The sequence below is a fragment of the Fusibacter sp. A1 genome (genome assembly GCF_004125825.1).
Taxonomy (GTDB): Bacteria; Bacillota; Clostridia; order Peptostreptococcales; family Acidaminobacteraceae; genus QQWI01.
Genome location: NZ_QQWI01000004.1, coordinates 226598 through 249306, shown reverse-complemented (window position 1 = coordinate 249306; position 22709 = coordinate 226598). Strand labels below are relative to the sequence as shown.

Genomic DNA, 22709 nt, shown 5'->3' with positions numbered 1-22709 from the left:
GCGACCAGCAAAATGTGATACAATGGTCAAAAGGGGTGATGGGATGAGTTTGGATGGGGCTAAATGGATTGTCGGGCAGTTGAAAAGAAAGGGATATGAAGCCTACCTTGTCGGTGGATGCGTCCGTGATATTTATATGAATGTGGAACCTAATGACTTTGATATTGCGACGGGAGCGCTTCCGGATGAGGTGATGGCCATTTTTAATAACTGCATCCCCACAGGAATCGACTTTGGCACGGTGACTGTAATCCTGGACGGTTCGGATTTTGAAGTGACGACTTTCAGAAAAGACTCAGGATACATGGATGGCAGAAGGCCGAGTGTTGTTACCTTTTCAGGATCGATTGTCGAAGACCTGTCCCGCAGGGATTTTACCATGAACGCGATGGCCATGTCTGAGCAGGGTGAAATTGTGGACCCCTTTAGAGGAAAATCCGATATCAGGAAAAAGCTGATCAGGACTGTAGGAAAAGCGGAAGAACGGTTCAATGAGGACCGGTTAAGAAAACTTAGGGCGATTCGTTTCGCAGCTCAGAAAGGCTTTGATCTGGATGTTGAGATCATACGGGCGATAAAAAACGATACAAGCCTTATGGGAGTCAGTGTGGAGCGGATTTTTGTCGAGATGAACAAGATCCTGCTTTCTGATAGGGCGGATCTTGGACTGGAACTTCTGAACGAGTGTGGTCTCTTAAATGAAATACTGCCCGAAATGGTTCCTTGTATCGGCTTTGAGCAGCATCATCCGTGCCATAAATGGACGGTCTTTGAACATACCAAACAGGTGGTGGTAAACACGCCAAACACTGCGGCCCTTAGGTGGGCCGCCCTGCTTCATGATATCGGTAAGCCCGCCACCTTTGAACTGGATGACAAGGGAATCGGGCATTTTTACAGACATGAGAAACTCTCCCTTGAAAGCGCTGCAAATATTTGCAAGAGACTCAAGATGAGTACGGCGCTATCTGAAGAAATACTTCTTTATATAGCACATCATATGAGCATGCCGGTTTTGACGGAGAGAGCGGTAAAGAAGTGGATGAGAAAGATAGGACCTGAAAAAGTGGATGACATGCGGCTCTTCTTATTGGCGGACGCGAAAGGTACCGGTACGCTCGAAGACGACGCTTATTACATAGAGCTTAAGGAGCTTGTAGCGACCATAAGAAAATCTCCGCAGGTCTTCGACAGAAGCGCGCTTTCAATTGACGGCAACCTCCTGATGGATAGGTTTGAACAGTTGAAGGCTAATCCGAGGCTACTTAGCCCGCTACTTGAACATCTGGTCGAAATATGCCTGCATTCTTCAGAAATGAACCGAATTGAGACCTTGCTTAAGCTCAGTGAGGAATGGATTGAAAAGATTACAGAAAAATCACAAAATTGACCTTTTCAAGATGATAGAATAATACAGGAATACTTTGTCTATCAGATATGCTGATAGGAACTATGGAACGGAGAGAATGGTTATGGGTAAAGACGATTTAATGAAGATGTTTTCGATGATTGTAGGTGTTTTTATTGTTTTCTCGGTGTTCAGAAGTTGGGAGAACAGCGGCAAGGTGGCTTTTGCCAAAGACGCCGAATCGATCATCGTCTATGATGTTTCCTACGCGCAGGGACGGATGATGGAAGCGACGGATCTTGAAAAGGTCATTCTTAAGACCGTTGAGGAACCCAACCTGTTCTTCAAGAGCATCACACATGATGACGATAAACTCACTTGGGATGGTGACTACTACGGTAGAATAATAACGAAGGAAGGTGAAATCATTCATGTGAGATTCAGCGACTTCGCCTACGTATTTGAAAAAGAGGACTACGAAGGGCATTTCAGATTCAGACTGTCGAATTCCGATAGCTGGATGTTCTATTAGCGCTTTACTCTATTAAAACAAAAGATATCAATATTCGGTTGCATTTGACAGTTACTTTGGTATAATGAGGCTGATAAATTATTAAGATAACTCAAAGCATTGGGTTATTTTTTAAAACGCCGTGAAAACGTTTGCCTGTGCAATTTGTTAACGAAGGTTAACGATTTCCCCGCTTGTTTTTGTTGAGTGAGGTTTGCTGGCGTGCTATCATAAATGTGGGTGCACATCACTTTTGATGTGTAGATAAAATGGTTGTATGTGAAAGTAGAAACGCTCTACATCACATCATATAAAAAATGGGAGGTCATGACATGCATAAAAAATTGTTTATTCCTGGTCCAGTAGACGTTCGTGAGGATGTTCTTCAAAAAATGGCTACGCCGCAAATCAGTCACAGAGGTAAAGAGGCTACTGAGCTTCAAGAACGTATTTCTAAAAGAATGCAAAAGTTGATGTTCACTGAAAACGACATTATCTTAAGCACTACCTCAGGTAGCGGTTTGATGGAGATGGCTGTGAAGTCACTTACAAAAAAACGTGCGGCAGTGTTCTCAGTCGGCGCATTTGGCGACAGATGGTTTAAAATGTGTACGGCTAACGGTATTCCTGCTGACAAGTTCAAGTCTGAAACCGCAGCACCTACAACACCTGAAATGGTTGAAGAAGCACTTGCTACAGGAAAATATGATGTCGTGACTGTAACGCATAATGAAACGTCTACAGGTATCATGAACCCAGTGGGAGAAATCGCTAAAGTGGTAGCGAAATACCCAGAGGTCATGTTCTGTGTGGATACGGTATCTTCACTTGGCGGCGCGAAAGTGCCTGTTGACGAGTGGGGCATCGACATGTGTATAACATCTACTCAAAAATGTTTAGGTCTTCCTGCGGGTCTTGCAATCGCATCTGTTTCAAACAGAGCGTATGAGAGAGCAAAGACTGTTGAAAACAGAGGGTTATACCTTGACTTAGTAGAAGTTGTCGATAAAGTTAGAAGCGCATACCAGTACCCATCTACTCCATCACTTGCCCACATGTTCGCACTAGATTATCAGTTGGAGCAAATCGTTGAAGTGGAAGGTATCGAAAATAGATTCAACAGACATTTTGAAATGGCTGAAGTGGTAAGAGCTTGGGCGGATAAACACTTTAAAATGCTTCCAGAAAGACAATACGCGTCGAACACGCTTACTACAATGTGGAACACAAAAGAAATCAGCGTCGCTGACCTAAATAAAGAGCTTGCAAAACGCGGTTGGATGATTTCAAACGGCTACGGCGACCTTAAGGAAAAAACTTTCAGAATCGCGCATATGGCTGATACTCAAATGGAAACACTACAAGAATTACTTAGAGAAATCGAAGACATCTTGGGTCTTGAATAGTCGATAAGCTTTAATCTTAGGAGGATTCCAATGCTTAAAATATTAGCAAATGACGGTATGGACAAATCGGCTGCACAAGCACTTAGAGACTTGGGACACGAAGTGATCACCGAGTACTTCGAAGGTGAAGCGCTGGTTGAAAAATTAAAAGAAGTGAACGTGCTTATCGTACGTTCAAAAACAAAAGTTAGAGAAGCCCTTATCGACCAGGTAGCAGGCGGAACACTGAAGCTTGTCATCCGTGCGGGCGTGGGTATCGACAATATCGATCACCTATACGCTGAGTCAAAAGGCATTGCAGTTAGGAACACGCCTAACTCAAGCTCGGCATCAGTTGCTGAACTTACAATCGGACATATGTTCACATTGGCCCGTCACCTTCACATGGCGAATGTGACGATGAGAAAAGGTGAATGGAACAAGAACGCCTATGCGGGTATCGAACTTGGCGGAAAAACACTAGGCCTTATCGGTTTTGGTAGAATCGCCCGTGAGACTGCAAAACGTGCAAAAGCTATCGGCATGGACGTCGTGTATTATGACTTGATGGGTGATGCCGGCGTAGAAGGATTCACTTCTATGGCATTTGATGATGTACTAAAATGTGCGGATTTCCTATCGCTTCATATCCCGTTCTTTAAAGATAAGGGTGCGACAATTTCAGATGCTCAATTCGAGATCATGAAAGACGGCGCTTACCTGATCAACTGCGCTCGTGGTGGAGTAGTTGATGAAGCGGCACTTCTTAGAGCCCTTGACAGCGGTAAGATCACAGCTGCCGCACTTGATGTGTTTGAAGAGGAACCATCAAAGAACGAAGCGATCTATACGCATGACAGAATTTCTTTAACACCTCATATCGGTGCCTCGACTGCTGAAGCGCAGGAGCGCATCGGTCAAGAGACGGTTGATACGATTACAGGTTTTTTCAAATAAGGCTGTAGAAGTTTTAGCTAACAAAGTACCGCTCAGCTGAGCTGAGCGGTATCTATTTAACTGGCGGGCAATCGCTTTCATACACTAAAGTGAATTATTTTGGAGGATTATTATGGCAGTAGTTAGACCTTTTAAATCATTAAGACCAAGACAAGATATCGTCGAAAAAGTAGCTTGTTTACCATACGACGTAATGAACAGACCTGAAGCGAAAAAAATGGCTGAAGGAAATCCTGATTCATTCCTACATGTTGTTCGTTCTGAAATGGATGTACCGGATGAGATGGACGCGTACGATCCGCTTGTGTATCAGACTGCTAGAAAGAACCTAGACAAGTTCCAAGAAGACGGTATTTTGGTTCAAGATGAGACTCCACGTTTTTACATCTACAGACAATTGATGTGGGGCCGTGTTCAAACTGGTATCGTAGGTTGCAACTCGATTGACGAGTACATGAACGACACGATAAAAAAACACGAATTCACTCGCCCTGTTAAAGAGCAGGACAGAATCAACAACTTTGATTACTGTGATGCCAACACAGCGCCGATCTTCCTGACTTACAAGAAGAACGACGAGATCAACCACATGGTAAACGAATGGATCAAGTTCCACAAACCTGTATATAACTTCATCTCTGATGATGAAATCACACATATCGTCTGGGAGATCACAAGTGAAGAAGTGAATAGCCGCATCGAGGAAATCTTTGCCGGTATCGACTATCTTTACATCGCTGACGGTCACCACAGATCGGCATCTTCTGTTAAAGTAGGTATGAAGCGTCGTGAAGAGTTCCCTAACTACACAGGTGAAGAGGAGTTCAACTTCTTCATGTCGGTTATCTTCCCGGATGAGGATCTGTTCATCATGGACTACAACCGTGTGGTTCAAGATTTAAACGGTCACTCTACAGAAGAGTTCTTCAACATGATCAAAGAAAAGTTTGATGTTGAAGAAGTTGGTACTGAAGTGTACAAGCCTATGGTCGCTAAGACATACGGCATGCACCTTGAAGGCAAATGGTACAAACTTACAGCAAAAGAAGGCATTTACGATATGAATGACCCTGTAGGAAGACTTGATGTTTCCATTCTTCAAGAAAACCTTTTAAATCCTGTTTTAGGAATCGAAAACCCAAGAACGGATAACAGAATCGACTTCATCGGCGGTATCAGAGGTCTTGAAGAACTTGAGAGACGTTGCACGGTGGATATGGCGGTTGCATTCAGCATGTACCCGACTACGATGGACGACCTTATCGCTATCGCAGACGCTGGCGAAGTAATGCCTCCAAAATCAACTTGGTTTGAGCCAAAACTCAGATCTGGACTATTTGTTCACAAATTAGCCGACTAGTCGGTTGAAGATGGCTACCTCATGTTATTTGAGGTAGCCTATTTTTATTGTCCGCTATTCTTGCTATAATAAGTGGGGACTTAGAAGAAAAGGATGGCAAAAATGAATGTGATCGGTCAAACAACTAAAATTGAAGATAAGGAATTTGGATTGGCTTGGTATGGAGCTCTCTTTTATGTGATGGTGCTATTGGTTCTTCAGATTTCGATCAGCATTGTCGTGTACCTACCGATGAAGTGGATCGACAGTGTTTCGCTCTTAGCATCGTTTTTAGCAGGGGCAGCCTTGCAGGTCACCGGATATTACATCTTTATCAGATGGGCTTTTCTCAGAAAAGGCTTTGCATTTGACTTTAAAAAAAGAACACTCGGGCATCGATCGGCCAAAAACCACATCATGCTCTTAAGCTTTTTTCTTGCGGTGTTCGTCACGGCCTTTATCTCGCCGATGATGGCCCCGATTGAAGTTTCTGAGGCGCTTGAAAAATTCTCGCAGACACTCCAGCAGTTCCCGATGATTGGCCTAGTGCTGATCCTAGTCGTCGCACCTGTTTTTGAAGAAATCATCTTTAGGGGAATTCTTTTGCGTGGAATGCTAAAAAAGCACAATCCCATGATCGGAATCGTGCTTAGCGGTGTTCTCTTTGGTGCTTTTCATATGAATATCCATCAATTTGTCGCGGCATCGTTACTGGGAATCATGGCTGGATGGATCTATTACAAGACAGGCAGGTTGTGGTACTCGATGTTCATGCACTTTTTCTATAACTTTTCAGTGATCATGGTGAGCGCATTGTCTTATGGCAGTATCGAACCGAATAGGATTCTTTGGATTCCTGCGGCTGGATCTGCCCTTGTGATCCTACTGACTGTAAAAAGCATGTATAGGTCGCTTTCTAAAGACGTCAAATCAGACTGACGACGACACCTATCCCAAAGGCGAGCAGTATGGGGATCATGGTTAAAAAGACATTGTAAAAGCCCAGCATGTAGACAAGGAGTCCGAAAAAGAGAAGACAGGGTATGATTCTGCTAAGGTATTCGGGGCTGGATACTTTGATCTGGTACCGTACTTCGGTGAAGATGGAACGAAAGACTTTCATACTTTCTCCTTTTGACAGTTAACTTGCCTGACATAGCTACAATAATCCGATAACAAATGAAATGGCAAACGCCAGTAAGATTGGATACATCAGGGCGACAACGATAAGCGGTCCGCACCAGTACACCAGAAGTCCGATGAAGAAGATGCACGGAATGATCTTTCCCAAGTATTCCGGATCGCACTGCTTGATATGGAATTTCACTTCCTTATAGATTGATTTGAAGATTCTTGTCACGGATTCGTCCCCCTCTTATTATATTAAGGATAATCCGAATTGTCAGAAAATTCAAATGTTGAAACTGTAATGTGTGTTACTCTTATGTAACAAGTATAGCACCTGATTTTAAAAACTGTAAAATCAAGAACGAAAGCACCCGACCAAGGAGGATGAAGATGACAACTGGGCTCGTAATGGGTAAGTTTATGCCCTTTCATAAGGGACACATCGCACTGATTGAATTCGGCCTGACCAAGGTGGATCATCTAATTGTCCTTATCGTAACAAAAAAAGACGAAGAGATACCTGTAGAAGTACGAGAGAAATGGTTGCAGTCGCACTATAAAGACCAAGCGGTGACGGTTGAAATATTTAGACATGACTTGCCCCATGATGGCGGTTTCGGTGAGGAAGATATGTTAAAATGGTGTGAAGCCATTGCAAGCCGGTATCCGGATATCGACGCCTTCATCTCTTCTGAGGCGCATGGCGATTTTTTAGCGAACTACATGGGTATCGAACATATCAGCTATGAACCCGACCGGTGTTCTTTACCGATCAGTGCGACAGAAATCAGAAAGAATCCGAAGGAATATGGAGAGTATCTGACAGAAGAGGTAAAAGCATATTATGGGTTTAGTTAGGAGTAGACAGTGGGAAGATTGACTTTAGTCACCGGTGGTGCCAGAAGCGGAAAAAGCACCTTTGCCGAAAAATTGGTCGCAAGCTTCGGTGATAACATATGCTACATCGCGACATCGATTCCTTTTGACGAGGGCATGATCGACCGGATAAAAAAACATAAGGAGCAAAGGCCGAGCGACTGGGACACCCTTGAAGCTTATGAGGACATTCACCTTCATATAGCGAAGAGGACTGGAAACTACGACGCATACATATTGGACTGCATCACGCTGCTTGTGACCAATCTGATGTTTAAGGACATGCCGGATTACGATACCCTTGATTTTGACGGCATAGAAGGCATAGAGCGTATGATCGCTGAGCAGATCGACCTGATGGTTCAGGCCATGAGACTTGCTGATGACAATGTCGTTCTTGTGACCAATGAGGTCGGACTTGGCATCGTACCGGAAAACAAGATCGCCAGGGTCTATAGGGACATCGCAGGCAGGGTCAACCAACAGCTTGGTAATTTATGCGACGATGTCTATCTGGTTGTCTGCGGACAGGCGATGCATATCAAAAAGGGAGAGGTGATAGGATGAAACCGCTTATTTTGATGCTGCAGTTCTTAACGAGAATTCCAATCAATGTCGTCATCGAATGCGACGAGACTGATTTTAAAAAGGGCATCTACTGGTTTAGCGCAGTAGGTGCTATTTTAGGTTTGATGCTCACTGGAATCGCCTTCTGGTTATACAGGTACCTGAACGATCCGTGGATGTCCGGGATACTACTTACCATGCTGCATGTGCTCTTTACAGGCGGCCTTCATCTGGACGGCGTCGCTGATAGCGCGGACGGACTGCTGAGCAACCGCGAACCCAAAAGAATGCTTGAGATCATGAAGGATTCGAGAATAGGATCCAACGGGGTGATCGCACTTATCTTTGTTCTTGCCCTAAAGACGGTAGGATTCAAGCTGATGGTCGATTACGGGCTCTTTTGGGCGATCTTTGCCATGCCTTTGGTTGCAAGAGCTGCTGTCGTATATGCCTTTTGGCGGGGCACAACCCCAAGGGAACAAGGTATGGGAAACCTCTTCATCGGGCAGGCGTCAGGTAAGGAGATGGCGGTGAACATGATATTGCCTCTGCTTTTAATGCTGAAAATCGGCTATATGCCTGTCGCGATTATAATTTCTTTCTTATTCACCCATCTGTTGATAAGTGAAAGCAATAAGAAGATAGACGGCATCACAGGGGATGTTCTAGGCGCGATCATCGAACTTAACGAGGTGGTGTTCGGTCTTGTGACGCTTGTCGCGGTTTCCTTATGGTGGTTTTAATGAAAACGATCTATTTTGTAAGGCACGGCGAATCGACCTTCAACCTGGAGAAGCGCTTTGCGGGCTGGTCGGACTGTCCTCTGACAGCAAAAGGGAATGAACAGGCAAGAGAAGTATCACAAAGGATAAAGGAATTTAAAAAGATAAGTAAAATTGTCTCATCGGATCTTTTGAGAGCGCACGACACGGCCCTAGCCATGGGTACCACCTTAAATCTACCTGTGACGGTGGACGAGAGGCTGAGGGAGGTCCATTTAGGCGACTGGGAAGGTCTCACGATGGACGACCTTGAAAGGGACTACTCTGAATTGTTGGAGACTTGGTTTAGCGACCCTACACGATTTCGCTATCCGGGCGGTGAATCGATCGCCGATATGCTCGTTCGTGTGGAGGATTCGATTGAGACACATCTCAAGGACTGTGACACTGTCCTAGTGGTCGCACATGCGGGTGTGATCGGAAATATCCTGGCCAAATGGCTGGTCGGCGACATAAGAAAGTCGTCTGCCTTTAACATCAGAAACGCGAAGATTCAAAAAATAGTCATCGATAAGGAATACAGCTATCTGGACATGTTGAACGGTTAGCATGCAAAGGAGACATCATGGCAGTTGCATTTATGGTCGCAGGCGCGTCGAGCAATGTGGGCAAGACTACGGTCACTTCCACGCTGATGCACGTTTTAAAATCCAAGGGACTCACGGTACAGGCCTTTAAATGTGGGCCGGACTATCTGGACCCTACCTTTCATGCCTTTGTAACCGGCAGACCTTCTATCAACCTCGACCTCCATATGATGGGTCAAGAGGGCGTGAGAGAATCCTTTCACAGGCATATGCAGGGTGTGGACGTCGGAGTCGTGGAAGGTGTGATGGGAATGTTCGATGGCGGGGATTCGAACCTTGACAACGGAAGTGCGGCCCATCTATCAAGAATACTCGGTATTCCCGTGATTCTGATTGTGGACGGCAGCGGTGTGGCCACAACACTTGCGGCAAGCGTGCTTGGATTCAAGCTTTTTGACGAGCGGGTAGACCTGAAGGGAGTGCTTGTGAACAAGGTGGGTTCTGGAATGCACTATTCGCTTTTGAAAGAACCGATCGAACGCTATACGGGTGTAAAGACCTTAGGTTACATCGAAAAACATGCATCCATCGACCTTGACAGCAGGCATCTGGGACTTAAGCCTGCGAGCGAAGTGGAGAACCTTAGCGGGATGCTTGATTTTTTAAAGACACACACAGACCATACGGTCGATTATGAAGAACTGTTAAAATCGGATTTCGAGTATGTTTCACAACCGGTAGCGATATTTTTAGAAGCAAAAGCAGAGTATAGGATTGCTGTTGCAATGGACGCGGCATTCTATTTTTACTATCAGGATAATTTGGATACAATGAGACGTGCGGGTATGGAGCTGGTCCCCTTTTCACCGATAAAAGACACATCGCTGCCTAAAGACATCGATGCGATTTATATCGGAGGCGGGTACCCTGAGCTTCATGCGAAAGCACTTTCTGAAAATAAAGCACTTTTAAAAGAAATAAGAAAGTCGAGCCAAGAGGGTCTGCCCATCTACGCGGAATGCGGAGGGATGATGTATTTGACCCGTTCGATAGAGGACATGAACGGCACAGCATATGAGATGGTAGGCGTATTTGATGGAAGGGCAAGGATGACTGAAAAACTTCAGCGCTTCGGTTATGTGGATGTACACCTGAATGAGGATACGATCCTAGGTGTGAAGGGCACAGAGCTAAAGGGTCATGAGTTTCACCGCTCGACAGTGGACTGGAACGACACAGACCTGTGCTACACCGTAAAGAAGTCCTACCGGTCTACAAAAACATGGCGATGCGGTGCGTATGTGAACCATACCTTAGGCGCATACGCCCATCTACACTTTGGAAACAGACAAGAGGTCTTGGAGCCGCTTTTAGAATGCATACGTAAAAGGAGAACAGCCAATGGCTAAATCGGTAATGATTCAGGGAACAGCATCAAGCGTAGGTAAGAGCATACTCACGGCAGGTCTTTGCCGCGTGCTGAAACAGGCGGGATTTAAGGTTGCGCCCTTTAAGTCGCAAAATATGGCTCTAAATTCGTTTATCACAGAAAAAGGGGACGAAATGGGTAGGGCCCAGGTCGTACAGGCGGAAGCCGCAGGCATCGTACCTGATGTGCTGATGAATCCGATCCTGCTTAAGCCGTCCACCGATAAAAAATCGCAGGTCATCCTAAACGGTAAAGTATACAAGAACATGTCAGCCGTCGAATACCACGAGTTCAAACCTGAACTTAAGGTCATGGTCAAAGAGACCTATGACAAGCTTGCATCGGATTATGACTATATCGTCCTCGAAGGTGCCGGTTCGCCTGCTGAAATCAACTTAAGGGAAGGCGATTTGGTGAACATGGGAATGGCGGAGCTTTCGGATTCGCCTGTCATCCTCGTAGGAGACATCGATAGGGGCGGAGTGTTCGCTTCGCTTTATGGAACCATCCTGCTACTTGAGGAAGAAGAAAGAAAACGTGTAAAAGGCGTGATCATCAACAAGTTCAGAGGAGATGTGGAGATTCTTAAGCCAGGACTTAGGATGTTTGAAGAACTTGCGAAGGTTCCTGTTCTTGGCGTACTGCCTTACATGGACTTGAAAATTGAAGACGAAGACAGCTTGGCGGAACGCTTTAGAAGAAAATCGAACAACGGAGCCGAGGTTACTGTGGAGGTCCTTTACTTACCGCATGTCTCCAATTTTACAGACTTCAACATCTTTGAAACGCAGGAGGATGTGAACTTAAAATACGTCATGCGCGGCGACAGCATCGGAAATCCTGATATTCTGATCATCCCAGGATCGAAGAATACGATCGAGGACATGGTGTATCTTCACAGGACGGGTCTTGCCGAGCAAATACTTAGGGCGCATCGAAACGGCGCGCTTGTCATCGGTATCTGCGGCGGTTACCAGATGCTGGGAGAGAGAATAAGCGATCCCCACGGAACGGAGTCTTCTGTAGAGGCTGTGAACGGACTGGGGCTGCTTGGAATCACCACGACTTTCGAGCCTGAAAAAACGACGACGCAGGTGAAGGCGAAAATGGCATCACTTCCAGGCAGGTTGGAACCCTTAAGTCATATGCCGGTTAGCGGGTATGAGATCCATATGGGGCAATCTGAACTTAGCGGGGACTCGGCACATGTCCTACGCATCAATAAGGAACTGAATGTCGATGTGGACAGGGCGGATGGAGCGGTCAGATCCGATGGATCCGTTTTCGGTACCTATCTGCATGGCATCTTTGACGAGGTGGCCTTTGTAAGAACACTTTTAAACATCATTCGAAGAGAAAAGGGTCTTGATGACATGGCTAGTTCTGTAGATACCTTTGAAGCATATAAGGAACTCGAATATGAGAAACTTGCCAACCAGATGAAGGCACACCTTGATATGGACGCGATCATGGACATCATCGATGGGTGGCATTCGTGCTAACGCTCACACTTGCCATGATGCTCGACGCCTTTTTAGGTGATCCGATTTACTCATGGCATCCTGTCCGGCTTATTGGACTGCTGATCGGATTTTTAGATAGAAAGCTTAATAAAAGCGAACACTCGAACCTGAGTAAGCTCGCACTTGGAGCAGTACTGGTCATAAGTGTGATCCTTGTCAGTGCTTGGGTCTATACCGCTGTAATCGCCGCATGCCTGTATCTGCTTGGAAACTTCACGTGGGTGATTGAAGCGCTACTTGTCTATCAGCTGCTTGCCACCAGATGTCTTTACGACGAAGGTGCGAGGATACTCAAAGTGATCGCATCAGATGATTTGAAAAAGGCGCAGGAAGAAATCGGTTATCTGGTGAGTAGGGACACGGGGTCGCTTACGATGCAAGACATCAAAAAGGCTGCTGTAGAGACTTTGACAGAGAATATCACCGATGCGATCGTCGCACCGGTGTTCTATTATGCTTTGTTCGGTCTGACGGGGATTGTCGTCTATAAGGCGATCAATACGATGGACAGCATGATCGCCTATAAGAACGACCGCTATCTTTACTTTGGAAGAGCGGCGGCCTATCTTGACGATGCGGCGAATTTCATTCCTGCAAGAATCGCGGCGGGGCTTATCATGCTCGCAGCACTTATCAGTAAGGATAATGTCAAGGACAGTCTTAAATGCTATAAGGCTCATAGAGGGTATCATGCAAGTCCCAACGCTGGGTGCACAGAATCGGCGGTGGCGGGAGCCCTTGAAATCAAGCTCAGCGGTCCGACCTTTTATTTTGGAGTGAAAAGTGAGAAGCCTTTTATCGGATATGAAAATCATCCGATATCGGAGGCACATATAGGGAAAGTGATGCGCTATATCCTACATACTTCTGTGATGATGTGGATGGTAGCGGTTTTAATACAGATGGTGGTCAGATGATGAAGAAATTCGAACATGGTGGGGCGGTCTATAGGGCTGCCCACGAGTGGGGTGTGGATATCGATGAGGTGCTCGATTTTAGTGCGAATATCAATCCGCTGGTGACAGTTGAGCTCCTTAACAGATGGACCGCTCCGTATATGAAACAGATACTTCATTACCCCGATGTGGAGTATCACGAACTTAAAGAAGCGATATGCAACTACCATCAGACGAATCGGGAGCAGCTTGTGCTCGGTAACGGAGCCACAGAGCTGATCCATGCCCTAATCAGATATTTGAAACCGAAAACGGCAAGGCTGACAGCGCCTACCTTCGGTGAATATGAGAAGGCGCTTTGCTCGGTAGGGGCTGAAATCGAACTCATCGGCACAGCTAGTGAGTGTCTTACAGTCGACCTGGACCGTCTTTTTGACGATTCAGAGGGGGTGGATGTCATTTTTGTCTGCAATCCCAACAATCCTACAGGCAAAAAAATCTGTACGGATGCTTTAAAGGAAAAAATGAGCATTTTACATAAGAATACGACCTGTATCATTGACGAGGCCTTTATCGATTTTACCATAGAAGGCGAAAAAAACAGCGTGGTCGACATGTTAAGCCAGTGTCCAAACGTGATTATCCTAAGATCTGCGACGAAGTTCTTCGGTATACCCGGCCTTCGGTTGGGTTACCTGATGTCGGACAATCAAAGGCTTGTCGAATCCTTGACAGAAACGATGCCCGTCTGGCATATCAACGTGCTGGCGGCAGGTGTTGTCATCGAGGGGTTAAAGGATAAGGATTTTCATGACCGGACGAGAAGGTATGTGGATACCGAAAGAAAGTTTATCGAGAAGGGACTTGAGGGTTTAGGGATCCATTACTACAAGTCATGTGTCAACTATCTCTTGATAAAATCCCCTATCAGGCATCCGCTGGATCAGGCGATGGCTCCATATAAGATACTTGTGAGAAGCTGTGAGAACTATAACGGCATACGGGAGAACATCTACCGCATTGCGGTGCGTACAAGAATGGAAAATGAGCGATTGTTATTCGCCTTAAATAGGATTATGGAGGAAACTACATGTTAAAAGCGATTATATTAGGCATCATCGAGGGTCTGACTGAATTTTTACCGGTCTCGTCTACGGGGCATCTGATTCTGACCAATCACCTGCTGTCCTTTGAAGGACCCTTCGCCAACGTGTTCAGCGTGGTGATTCAGATGGGTGCCATCTTGTCGGTGGTCATCTACTTCTTTAAGGATCTGGTGCCCAAAAGCACAAAAAAGAAAGATATGACGCAGTTCGCCTCCCTTTGGTCAAGAGTTGTCCTCGGCATCTTGCCTGCTGGAATTATCGGTGTCCTGTTCGAAGATAAGATCGATGAATATCTATTTAACCCGACAGTAGTGGCGATCGCCCTGGTTGTCGGTGCGATTTGGATCCTTTTGATCGACAAACCTACAGGTGATAAGCTGACGATAGATGAGATCAATAAGATCAGTTATCCGAAGATACTGGCTATCGGAGCATTTCAGTGCCTGGCACTGATTCCTGGCATGTCGCGTTCGGCGATGACGATCATCGGCGGACTGATCATGGGCGCGTCAAGAAAGGTAGCTGCAGAGTTTTCATTCTTTATGGCGATACCCGTACTTGGGGGAGCCGGACTGATCAAGCTGATCAAATACGGTGTCGATTTCACATCGGAGCAGTGGAGCATACTCGCTGTAGGAACCTTTGTCTCCTTCGTTGTGGCCTATCTTGTCATCGCCGCGTTCATGAGCTTCATTAAGAAACACACATTCAGACCCTTCGCTTATTATAGGATAGTACTTGGTATTCTTGTTTTGTTGTTAGCATAGTTGTCAGCACAAAGGAGGGCAACATGCCTAAAGTCGCACTGAGAAAAGTAACCGCTTACGATGAAGCGGTGATCAGAAAAGAGCTGATAAAGGCCATTGACGATCTTGGGGGACTTGGCAAGTTCATTTCACCGGGAGACAAGGTCATGCTGAAGCTCAATCTACTGATGAAGAAAAAACCGGAAGAGGCGACTACGACCCACCCGACCTTTGTCGAGGCGCTAGTCAACATTCTGCATGATTTTGGTGCTGTCGTCCTACTTGCCGACAGCCCGGGAGGACCATTTAATCCAGGCAGATTGAAAGGGATCTATGATGCCGGCGGTTATCAGGATGTTTCCGATAGGACCGGCGCCATTTTAAATTATGATGTCAGCGAATCCAAAAGGGAGTGCGAGCCGGCAAAGTTCTTGAAGACCCAAACGGTCATGCATGCGCTTGACACGGTGGACCACGTGATTTCTGTTTCCAAACTGAAAACCCACGGCATGATGAAGTTTACAGGAGCTGTGAAGAATCAGTTTGGAATTGTTCCGGGCGTGCTTAAAGCCGAGTATCATTTTACGATGCCCAAAACGGAGGATTTCGCTGATGCGCTGATCGATATCTGCATGTGTGCGAATCCCGTGTTAAGCTTTATGGACGGAATCGTAGGGATGGAAGGGGATGGTCCCTCTGCGGGAACGCCAGTCGATATCGGTGCTGTAATTGTTTCTGAAAGCCCCTATCATCTTGATGTCGTGGCGACTCAAATCATCGGAATCGATCCTATGAGTGTTCCTACAATCGAGCAATCTGTCAAAAGACAATTGATTCGGTCTGACTTTAGTGATATTGTCTTAGTAGGTGAAAGAGTGGAATCCCTAAAGATGGATTCTTTCGAAGTGCCAGAAATCCGTAACGTCGGTTTTTTAGAAGCGGTGCCGAACTGGTTGAGAAAACCGGTCGATCATCTTTTAAAAACAAAACCGATATTCGACCATGATACCTGTATCGGCTGCGGAGAATGCGCGAGCAGTTGTCCACCGAAAGTAATAGAGATGAAAGATAGATTGCCTTATGTGCATTTGGAAGGTTGTATCAGATGCTTTTGCTGTCAGGAGCTTTGTCCGGCGAAAGCGGTTGACATCCATAGGTCTTGGTTGATGAAACGTCTGTTGAAGCTTTAAATTAAAAACGTTTTGACTAAGAGGTATCAGGGTAGGTATATAGTGTGATACACACTCAGGAGAGTAAGTTATAGGAGGTATCAGCGTGAAAGCAGAATATATTAATCCATTTATCAAAGCAAGCACCGAGGTGCTTAAAACAATTGCGAACTTAACCTTTACAACAGGTGCGCCATATTTGAAAAGCAGTCCGTTTGGTACGGATAGCTTAATCATCTTAGTAGGTATCACAGGAGAAATGCGAGGACAGGCTGTCATCTCGATGGATACGGCGATGGCTAAAAACGTCGCGTCCAGCATGATGATGGGAATGCCTGTCGATGAGATCGATGAAATGGCAAAAAGCGCCCTTTCTGAACTCGGAAACATGATTATGGGAAATACGGCGACTTTACTTTTCAACAACGGAGTCAACATCGATATCACGCCGCCCACGCTTATGATTGGAACGGACATTCAGATTTCTTCTGGAGATATGAGGACGATTGGCGTTCCTTTATCATGCGATATGGGTAAAATCACGATTGATATATCGGTTAAGGATTAAAAATGTTGAATATTGTCCTTTACCAACCCGAAATTCCACCGAATACAGGAAACATCGCCAGGACCTGCGTGATTACAAACACCAGGCTTCATCTGATCAAACCCCTGGGGTTCTCCATAGATGATAAGTCGTTGAAACGTGCCGGCCTTGACTACTGGGAGCTTCTCGATTTGGTCGTCTATGAAAGTATTGAAGAGTTTTTAGAAAAGCACGGCGATAAAAAAATCTTTTTTGCGACAACGAAGGCGACAAGTTACTATTCGGATGTCAGCTATTCAGATGAATGCTTTATCATGTTCGGTAAAGAAACATCCGGACTACCAGCCTGGGTTCATGAGCAGTACGAAGATAAGCGAATCAAGCTGCCCATGAGAAACCATGAACTGGCAAGAAGCCTGAACCTTAGCAATGCAGTCAATATCATCTTGTTTGAAGCCTTAAGGCAACTGGACTTCCCACATATGAAATAGCAACTCAACCTTGGATATGCTAAAAGTGCATGTCCTTTTTTGATGGAACCGATGGTTTTTTCAAGCTTTGATTAAATAAACCCTTAACGCACAGATAACCTATTTAACACAAGTGGTGTTTTCTTAACATAGACTTAACATTCATAACAAAATTATGGTGTATGATGTATGGGATTAATAAATTTGAGAAATTGCCTATTAAATTTTGGAGGAAACAATGGAAGGTTTATCACTTGATATGATGGTTGCACTACTAAGCGGTCTGGCGCTGTTCCTATACGGAATGAAAATAATGTCGGACGGTCTTGAAAATGTAGCCGGTAGCCGCATGAAGCGCATTGTTGAACTGTTCACAAAAAATCCAGTAGTCGGTGTTGCAGTCGGTGCTGGTGTTACAGCGATTGTACAAAGTTCGTCTGCCACAACAGTAATGGTTGTCGGTTTTGTCAATGCAGGGATTATGAACCTGACTCAGGCGATCGGACTTATCATGGGTGCCAATATCGGTACCACGATCACCGCTCAGATGGTCGCGTTCAAATTGACTGCTGCTGCGCCATATGCCATCGCAATCGGCGTAGGTATCCTGTTCTTCGGAAAGAGTTCAAAATCAAAAAACTACGCATCTGTAATTCTTGGATTCGGTCTATTGTTCCTGGGAATGCACGAGATGAGCGGTGCCATGAAACCGCTTAGGGATCTTCCGGCATTCAGAGATTTTATCATAACATTAAGCGAACCGGGTGTGTTTAATACACTTGTCGGTCTATTCGTAGGTTTCGCGTTCACAGCGGTTGTACAGTCAAGTAGTGCCACAACTGCCTTACTTGTAGCGATGGCTACAGACAACATCATCACTATCGAAGTGGCATTCCCTATGCTTTTGGGTGCCAATATCGGTACGACGGTTACAGCCATGCTTTCAAGTATCGGTGCGAGCAAGACTGCAAAAAAAGCGGCGCTTATGCACTTGTTCTTCAACGTGGTAGGATCGATTTTCTTCGTAATCCTATTTATCGTATTTAGAGAACCTGCTGTCAACTTCATGCACAGCTTAGGAAACGACGTTCAGCGTCAAGTAGCCAATACGCATACGATCTTCAACGTGACAAATACGATCCTTATGCTACCGTTTGCAGGCTACATCGTTAAACTGGTCAACTGGATCATGCCAACGACGGACGAAGATCTTGCAGGAGAAAAACGTCTGGATGACCGTATGATTGAAACGCCGATATTCGCGATTCAAGCAGTCAACAACGAAGTTAACAGAATGGGTCTATTGGCGATCGAATCCTACAGGAACTCGATTGGCGGATTTATCGATATGGATGAAAAACGAATCAATGAAACATTTAGAATTGAAAAAACAATCAACGACATGGAAAAATATATCGCCGACTTCCTGATCAAGCTTTCAAACAGCTCGCTGTCAAATGATGAGCGTGTGGCGATCGACAACCTCTTCAATACGATCAACGACATTGAACGGATCGGCGATCACGCAGATAATGTGGCAGAGCTCGCAATGCACAGGACAGAGCACAAATTGAAATTATCTGAACATGCGCTCAACGAGCTCAAGTATATGAGTGAAAGAGTCGAAAAGTCGATTATTCAATCTATCGAAGCCTTACAGTTGACGGATAAGGAACTTGCAAACAGCGTCATCGAGCGAGAAGGCGAAATCGACATGCTTGAAAAGAACTTGAGAAAAGAGCATATCAAGCGACTTAGCGAGCAAAAATGTTCTGCAGCCTCTGGTGTTGTTTTCCTAGACGTCATCAGTAACCTAGAGCGTGTCGGCGACCATGCCTCGAACATCGCACTTTACGTATCTGATAGAGTGGAATAAGTAACAATTATCATTAAATTTAGGCCTCTTGTGATTCTTCACAAGGGGCTTTTCCTTTTCTAAATGGTGAACAATCAGGGATTTTAGTGTATAATAATTCTAGTGCCATTATGTAAGGCACAGTAACTTATTGAGGTGACATATGGCAATTCGAATAGTAACGGATAGTGTGGCGGACGTACCGGCTGCACTCGTAGAAAAACATAAGATAACTGTAATGCCGCTTACAGTGAATTTCTCAGACGAGTCCTATAGGGATGGTATCGATATTTCGAAAAAAGAGTTTTTTGAAAAATTGGCGACATGTCAAAAATTACCGACAACCTCTCAAGTGACGCCAGGACTTTTTTTAGAAGCGTTCAACGAAATTCTTGATCAGGGAGATGAACTGATTGGAATATTCATGTCTTCAAAATTAAGTGGCACCTATCAGGCGGCAGTGAGCGCAAAAGAGATGATCGGCAGCGACAAGATACATGTTATCGATTCAGGGCTTGTCGCTTTTGCAATAGGTCAGATAGCCGTCGCCTTATCCATTTTAGCTGAAAACGGAGCCGACATGGACTATTTGCTCGAAACCGCAGACCAGATGATTGAAAAGACATCGTGCAGATTCATCGTGGATACGCTTGAGTTCTTAACAAAGGGCGGACGGTTAAAACCTGCTGAGGCGCTTGTAGGAAATTTACTCAATATCAAACCGATCCTTACGATGATCGATGGAGAGTTAAAATCCGCAGGCAAGGCTAGAGGTAGAAAAAAAGCGATGAAATCCGTCATGGACTGGTTGGATACCTCAAACTTCGACTTGAACAATAAGATGGTCAGTCTATATCATGCTGTAGACGAACAGTATAAGGAAGAAGTGAAAAAAGCGCTGCTGGACAAGTACCCGCAGATGCTCTTAACCGAATCCGAGGTCGGTTGCGTAGTTGGAACCCATTCTGGACCAGGCTGTGTCGCGATGAGTTTCATCGACATCAATCTTAATGAACTTAAATTTTGGAGGTAAGGAAGTTGACATACGATGTAATTATCATTGGATCGGGTCCTGCGGGACTAAGTGCAGGTTTATACGCGGCTCGTGCTAAGATGAAGACCCTGATCATAGAAAAGGAACGCGCCGGTGGACAGATTGTCACGACCCATGATGTGGCAAACTACCCTGGAGCGCCTGTGGGAACTACCGGTCCTAGTTTGACAGAACGAATGGTTGAACAGGTCGAGCAGTTCGGCGCAGAGCGGTTGACCGCTGAAGTGCTTGAAGTGGAGCTTGAAGGTCAGGTAAAGCGACTGGTAACCTCAGAAGGCGCTTTTGAAGCTAAATCGATTATCATCGCCACAGGAGCGCATCCTAGAAAGTTGGGTCTTGAGAATGAGGAAAAATTCATCGGACGTGGAATATCCTACTGTGCCACATGCGACGCCGACTTTTTCAGCGGCTTGCCTGTGCTTGTCATCGGAGGTGGTGACACAGCAATAGAAGAAGCCCTCTTCTTAACAAAATTCGCCAGCGAAGTGACGATCGTTCACAGAAGAGATGAGTTTAGAGCTGCAAAGTCATATGTTGAAAAGGCGATGAACCATCCTAAGATCAAAACGATCATGAACGCTTCTGTAAAGGAGATCGTTGGTGATAAAAGGCTTGAAAAGGTGATTTTGGAGAATACGAAGACCGGTGAGATATTTGATTACGAGCCTGAAGGTGGTTTCTTTGGAATCTTCGTATTCGTCGGTTATATCCCAAATACAAATATTTTCGGTTCACAGTTAAATTTTGATAAAAGTGGATATATATTAACCGATGAGCTTATGAAGACAGACCTCAAAGGTGTGTTTGCTGCAGGAGATGTAAGAAGCAAAACGCTCAGACAGGTTGTAACAGCTACTTCAGATGGCGCGATTGCCGCTGTCGAAGCCGAAAAACACGTGGATCATCAATAAGTTTTAAAAACGTTTTCCTGTGTTTATGAAGTGTTAACAAACTATTTATGTTACTTGCAATTAGCGGAGAGCCTGCAAAAACACAGTTTGGGGAATGGACAACTCGCCATAATTCAGTTATAATCTCTTACGTAGAATGTTCTGCATAAATCACCTAAAGTATTTGTGTAGTTTCTACATAAGGGTTATATAAAGCAGCTGTTATAATAATAGCTGTGAACTCGGGTAAACTTAGTTTAGGCTTACATAGATAAAGATTTGCTTGTCTAACTTAAGTGAAAACCCGGACAATGACAAGGAGGAAGTTTTAATGAAAAGAGTATTAGCTTTATTACTAGCAGTAATGTTAGTGGCTTCTTTAGCAATCGGTTGCACTAAACCTGCTGAAGAAACTGAAACTGCAGACATCACTATCGGTCTTGTTACTGATGTCGGTGGTATCGATGACAAATCGTTCAACCAAGGTACTTGGGAAGGTATCGTTAGATTTGCAGAAGAAATGAACGTTGCAGAGGGCGACTATAAATTCGTTCAATCAGCTACAGATGCTGACTATGTGACTAACCTTTCTACTTTTGCTGATGACGAGCTTGACATCATCATCGCTCCAGGTTTCCTTTTTGGAGACGCGATGACTGAGGTTGCTACAGCTTACCCAGAACAAAAATTCTTAATCATCGATATGGTTGTAGATCTTCCAAACGTTGCTTCTGCAGTATTTGCTGAGCACGAAGGATCATTCCTTGTAGGTGTTGCCGCTGCTCTTAAAGCACAAGATGCTGGTAAAGACACAGTAGGTTTCATCGGCGGTATGGATTTCGACCTTATCCAAAAGTTTGAAGCTGGCTTTGAAGCTGGTGTTGCTGCTGTTGATCCAAACATGACTGTTCTTATCGAGTATGCTGGCGATTTCGCTAACCCTCCAATCGGACAGACTCTTGCAGCTAAAATGTACGATGAAGGCGCTTACGTAATCTACCACGCAGCTGGTGGTACTGGTAACGGTCTTATCAAAGAAGCAAAAGATAGAGTTGCAAACGGCGAAGACGTTTGGGCAATTGGTGTAGATAAAGACCAATATGCTGACGGTATCTACGAAGGTGAAAAATCTGTAATCCTTACTTCAATGATGAAACGTGTTGATACTGCTGCTTACAAAGTTTCTGAGCAAGTAGTTAACGACGCTTTCAAAGGTGGCGTAATGGTATTCTCACTAGCTAACGATGGCGTTGGTATCCCTGCTGAAAACCCTAACTTGACTGATGCTTGGGTTTCAACAATCAACGAGTTCGCTTCAAAGGTAAAAGCTGGTGAAATTGAAGTTCCAACTTTACCAAACCGTTTAAAGTAATCATTTTAAATGATTTTAAAGAGCCCTATACAAGGGCTCTTTTTTTATGTGATAAATATAGATTTTGACAGTTAAAAACTGTTATAATGGGTATGAGTGAGTTTAAAGCAGGTTTTTTTGTTGGAAAATCATTTGATTGTAAAGGTTTTCTAACGTTTTACCTCAAAGCGGGAAAACGGTTGCTGTTTTTTTGTAGAATAACACCATATCGCAAGTGTTACTTCTTGATGTA

24 protein-coding genes are annotated in these 22709 nt (G+C 44.9%); 22 read left to right on the top strand and 2 right to left on the bottom strand.

The annotated features are described in order from the left end of the window. The first annotated feature begins 43 nt into the window (after nucleotides 1–43). The 6 genes from DWB64_RS06975 to DWB64_RS06950 all read left to right on the top strand — a co-directional run bounded on the left by DWB64_RS06975 (nucleotide 44) and on the right by DWB64_RS06950 (nucleotide 6479). Nucleotides 44–1390, top strand: a complete 1347-nt coding sequence (locus tag DWB64_RS06975; protein ID WP_164980289.1) for a CCA tRNA nucleotidyltransferase — start codon at nucleotides 44–46, stop codon at nucleotides 1388–1390. Between the two features lie 82 nt (nucleotides 1391–1472). Continuing rightward, nucleotides 1473–1880, top strand: a complete 408-nt coding sequence (locus DWB64_RS06970; RefSeq protein ID WP_129487492.1) for a hypothetical protein — start codon at nucleotides 1473–1475, stop codon at nucleotides 1878–1880. A 311-nt stretch (nucleotides 1881–2191) separates the two neighbouring features. Next, entirely contained in the window at nucleotides 2192–3265 is a 1074-nt protein-coding gene (locus DWB64_RS06965) for an alanine--glyoxylate aminotransferase family protein (RefSeq protein WP_129487491.1), read from the top strand. Nucleotides 3266–3295: 30 nt separating this feature from the next. After that, nucleotides 3296–4201, top strand: coding sequence for a D-2-hydroxyacid dehydrogenase (locus DWB64_RS06960; RefSeq protein WP_129487490.1), 906 nt, complete (start codon nucleotides 3296–3298; stop codon nucleotides 4199–4201). A 112-nt stretch (nucleotides 4202–4313) separates the two neighbouring features. Beyond that, nucleotides 4314–5561, top strand: a complete 1248-nt coding sequence (locus DWB64_RS06955) for a DUF1015 domain-containing protein (protein WP_129487489.1) — start codon at nucleotides 4314–4316, stop codon at nucleotides 5559–5561. A 93-nt stretch (nucleotides 5562–5654) separates the two neighbouring features. Next, nucleotides 5655–6479 carry a type II CAAX endopeptidase family protein gene (locus tag DWB64_RS06950; RefSeq protein ID WP_129487488.1) on the top strand — a complete coding sequence of 275 codons (825 nt, stop codon included), beginning with the start codon at nucleotides 5655–5657 and terminating at the stop codon, nucleotides 6477–6479. Here DWB64_RS06950 and DWB64_RS06945 read toward each other — a convergent pair. Both DWB64_RS06945 and DWB64_RS06940 read right to left on the bottom strand, forming a co-directional pair. Beyond that, nucleotides 6466–6663, bottom strand: a complete 198-nt coding sequence (locus tag DWB64_RS06945) for a hypothetical protein (protein WP_129487487.1) — start codon at nucleotides 6661–6663, stop codon at nucleotides 6466–6468. The genes DWB64_RS06950 and DWB64_RS06945 overlap by 14 nt on opposite strands. Nucleotides 6664–6699: 36 nt before the next feature. Beyond that, complete coding sequence (locus DWB64_RS06940; RefSeq protein WP_129487486.1) at nucleotides 6700–6900, bottom strand: hypothetical protein; 201 nt, start codon at nucleotides 6898–6900, stop codon at nucleotides 6700–6702. A 158-nt stretch (nucleotides 6901–7058) separates the two neighbouring features. On the opposite strand from DWB64_RS06940, the gene DWB64_RS06935 reads away from it, so the two are divergent. The 16 genes from DWB64_RS06935 to DWB64_RS06860 all read left to right on the top strand — a co-directional run bounded on the left by DWB64_RS06935 (nucleotide 7059) and on the right by DWB64_RS06860 (nucleotide 22477). Then, nucleotides 7059–7526, top strand: coding sequence for an adenylyltransferase/cytidyltransferase family protein (locus DWB64_RS06935; protein WP_164980288.1), 468 nt, complete (start codon nucleotides 7059–7061; stop codon nucleotides 7524–7526). Between the two features lie 9 nt (nucleotides 7527–7535). Next, nucleotides 7536–8111, top strand: coding sequence for a bifunctional adenosylcobinamide kinase/adenosylcobinamide-phosphate guanylyltransferase (cobU, locus tag DWB64_RS06930; protein WP_129487484.1), 576 nt, complete (start codon nucleotides 7536–7538; stop codon nucleotides 8109–8111). After that, nucleotides 8108–8854 carry an adenosylcobinamide-GDP ribazoletransferase gene (cobS, locus tag DWB64_RS06925; RefSeq protein WP_164980287.1) on the top strand — a complete coding sequence of 249 codons (747 nt, stop codon included), beginning with the start codon at nucleotides 8108–8110 and terminating at the stop codon, nucleotides 8852–8854. The genes cobU and cobS overlap by 4 nt, the downstream gene beginning before the upstream one ends. Next, nucleotides 8854–9441, top strand: coding sequence for a histidine phosphatase family protein (locus DWB64_RS06920; RefSeq protein ID WP_164980286.1), 588 nt, complete (start codon nucleotides 8854–8856; stop codon nucleotides 9439–9441). Before cobS ends, DWB64_RS06920 begins: the two co-directional genes overlap by 1 nt. A 17-nt stretch (nucleotides 9442–9458) precedes the next feature. Beyond that, nucleotides 9459–10829 carry a cobyrinate a,c-diamide synthase gene (locus tag DWB64_RS06915; RefSeq protein WP_129487481.1) on the top strand — a complete coding sequence of 457 codons (1371 nt, stop codon included), beginning with the start codon at nucleotides 9459–9461 and terminating at the stop codon, nucleotides 10827–10829. Then, nucleotides 10822–12351: a cobyric acid synthase gene (locus DWB64_RS06910; RefSeq protein WP_129487480.1), complete on the top strand. Its 1530-nt coding sequence runs from the start codon at nucleotides 10822–10824 to the stop codon at nucleotides 12349–12351. Before DWB64_RS06915 ends, DWB64_RS06910 begins: the two co-directional genes overlap by 8 nt. Next, a complete protein-coding gene (cbiB, locus tag DWB64_RS06905) occupies nucleotides 12345–13289 on the top strand; it encodes an adenosylcobinamide-phosphate synthase CbiB (protein ID WP_129487479.1) in 945 nt (314 codons plus the stop codon). The genes DWB64_RS06910 and cbiB overlap by 7 nt, the downstream gene beginning before the upstream one ends. Continuing rightward, entirely contained in the window at nucleotides 13289–14365 is a 1077-nt protein-coding gene (gene cobD, locus DWB64_RS06900; RefSeq protein WP_164980285.1) for a threonine-phosphate decarboxylase CobD, read from the top strand. The genes cbiB and cobD overlap by 1 nt, the downstream gene beginning before the upstream one ends. Beyond that, complete coding sequence (locus DWB64_RS06895; protein ID WP_129487477.1) at nucleotides 14359–15141, top strand: undecaprenyl-diphosphate phosphatase; 783 nt, start codon at nucleotides 14359–14361, stop codon at nucleotides 15139–15141. The genes cobD and DWB64_RS06895 overlap by 7 nt, the downstream gene beginning before the upstream one ends. Before the next feature lie 23 nt (nucleotides 15142–15164). Further along, complete coding sequence (locus DWB64_RS06890; RefSeq protein WP_129487476.1) at nucleotides 15165–16310, top strand: DUF362 domain-containing protein; 1146 nt, start codon at nucleotides 15165–15167, stop codon at nucleotides 16308–16310. An 85-nt stretch (nucleotides 16311–16395) separates the two neighbouring features. Beyond that, a complete protein-coding gene (locus DWB64_RS06885) occupies nucleotides 16396–16857 on the top strand; it encodes a chemotaxis protein CheX (protein WP_129487475.1) in 462 nt (153 codons plus the stop codon). Between the two features lie 2 nt (nucleotides 16858–16859). Continuing rightward, the gene (gene trmL, locus DWB64_RS06880; RefSeq protein WP_129487474.1) at nucleotides 16860–17327 is read left to right on the top strand and encodes a tRNA (uridine(34)/cytosine(34)/5-carboxymethylaminomethyluridine(34)-2'-O)-methyltransferase TrmL; all 468 of its coding nucleotides are present in this window, start codon (nucleotides 16860–16862) and stop codon (nucleotides 17325–17327) included. 217 nt (nucleotides 17328–17544) lie between these two features. Next, the gene (locus DWB64_RS06875; protein ID WP_129487473.1) at nucleotides 17545–19182 is read left to right on the top strand and encodes a Na/Pi cotransporter family protein; all 1638 of its coding nucleotides are present in this window, start codon (nucleotides 17545–17547) and stop codon (nucleotides 19180–19182) included. 142 nt (nucleotides 19183–19324) lie between these two features. Next, nucleotides 19325–20194: a DegV family protein gene (locus DWB64_RS06870; RefSeq protein WP_129487472.1), complete on the top strand. Its 870-nt coding sequence runs from the start codon at nucleotides 19325–19327 to the stop codon at nucleotides 20192–20194. Nucleotides 20195–20199: 5 nt separating this feature from the next. Further along, nucleotides 20200–21126 carry a thioredoxin-disulfide reductase gene (trxB, locus tag DWB64_RS06865; RefSeq protein WP_129487471.1) on the top strand — a complete coding sequence of 309 codons (927 nt, stop codon included), beginning with the start codon at nucleotides 20200–20202 and terminating at the stop codon, nucleotides 21124–21126. A 310-nt stretch (nucleotides 21127–21436) separates the two neighbouring features. Beyond that, on the top strand, nucleotides 21437–22477 hold the full coding sequence (locus tag DWB64_RS06860) for a BMP family protein (protein ID WP_129487470.1): 1041 nt from the start codon (nucleotides 21437–21439) through the stop codon (nucleotides 22475–22477). Nucleotides 22478–22709 lie beyond the last annotated feature (232 nt).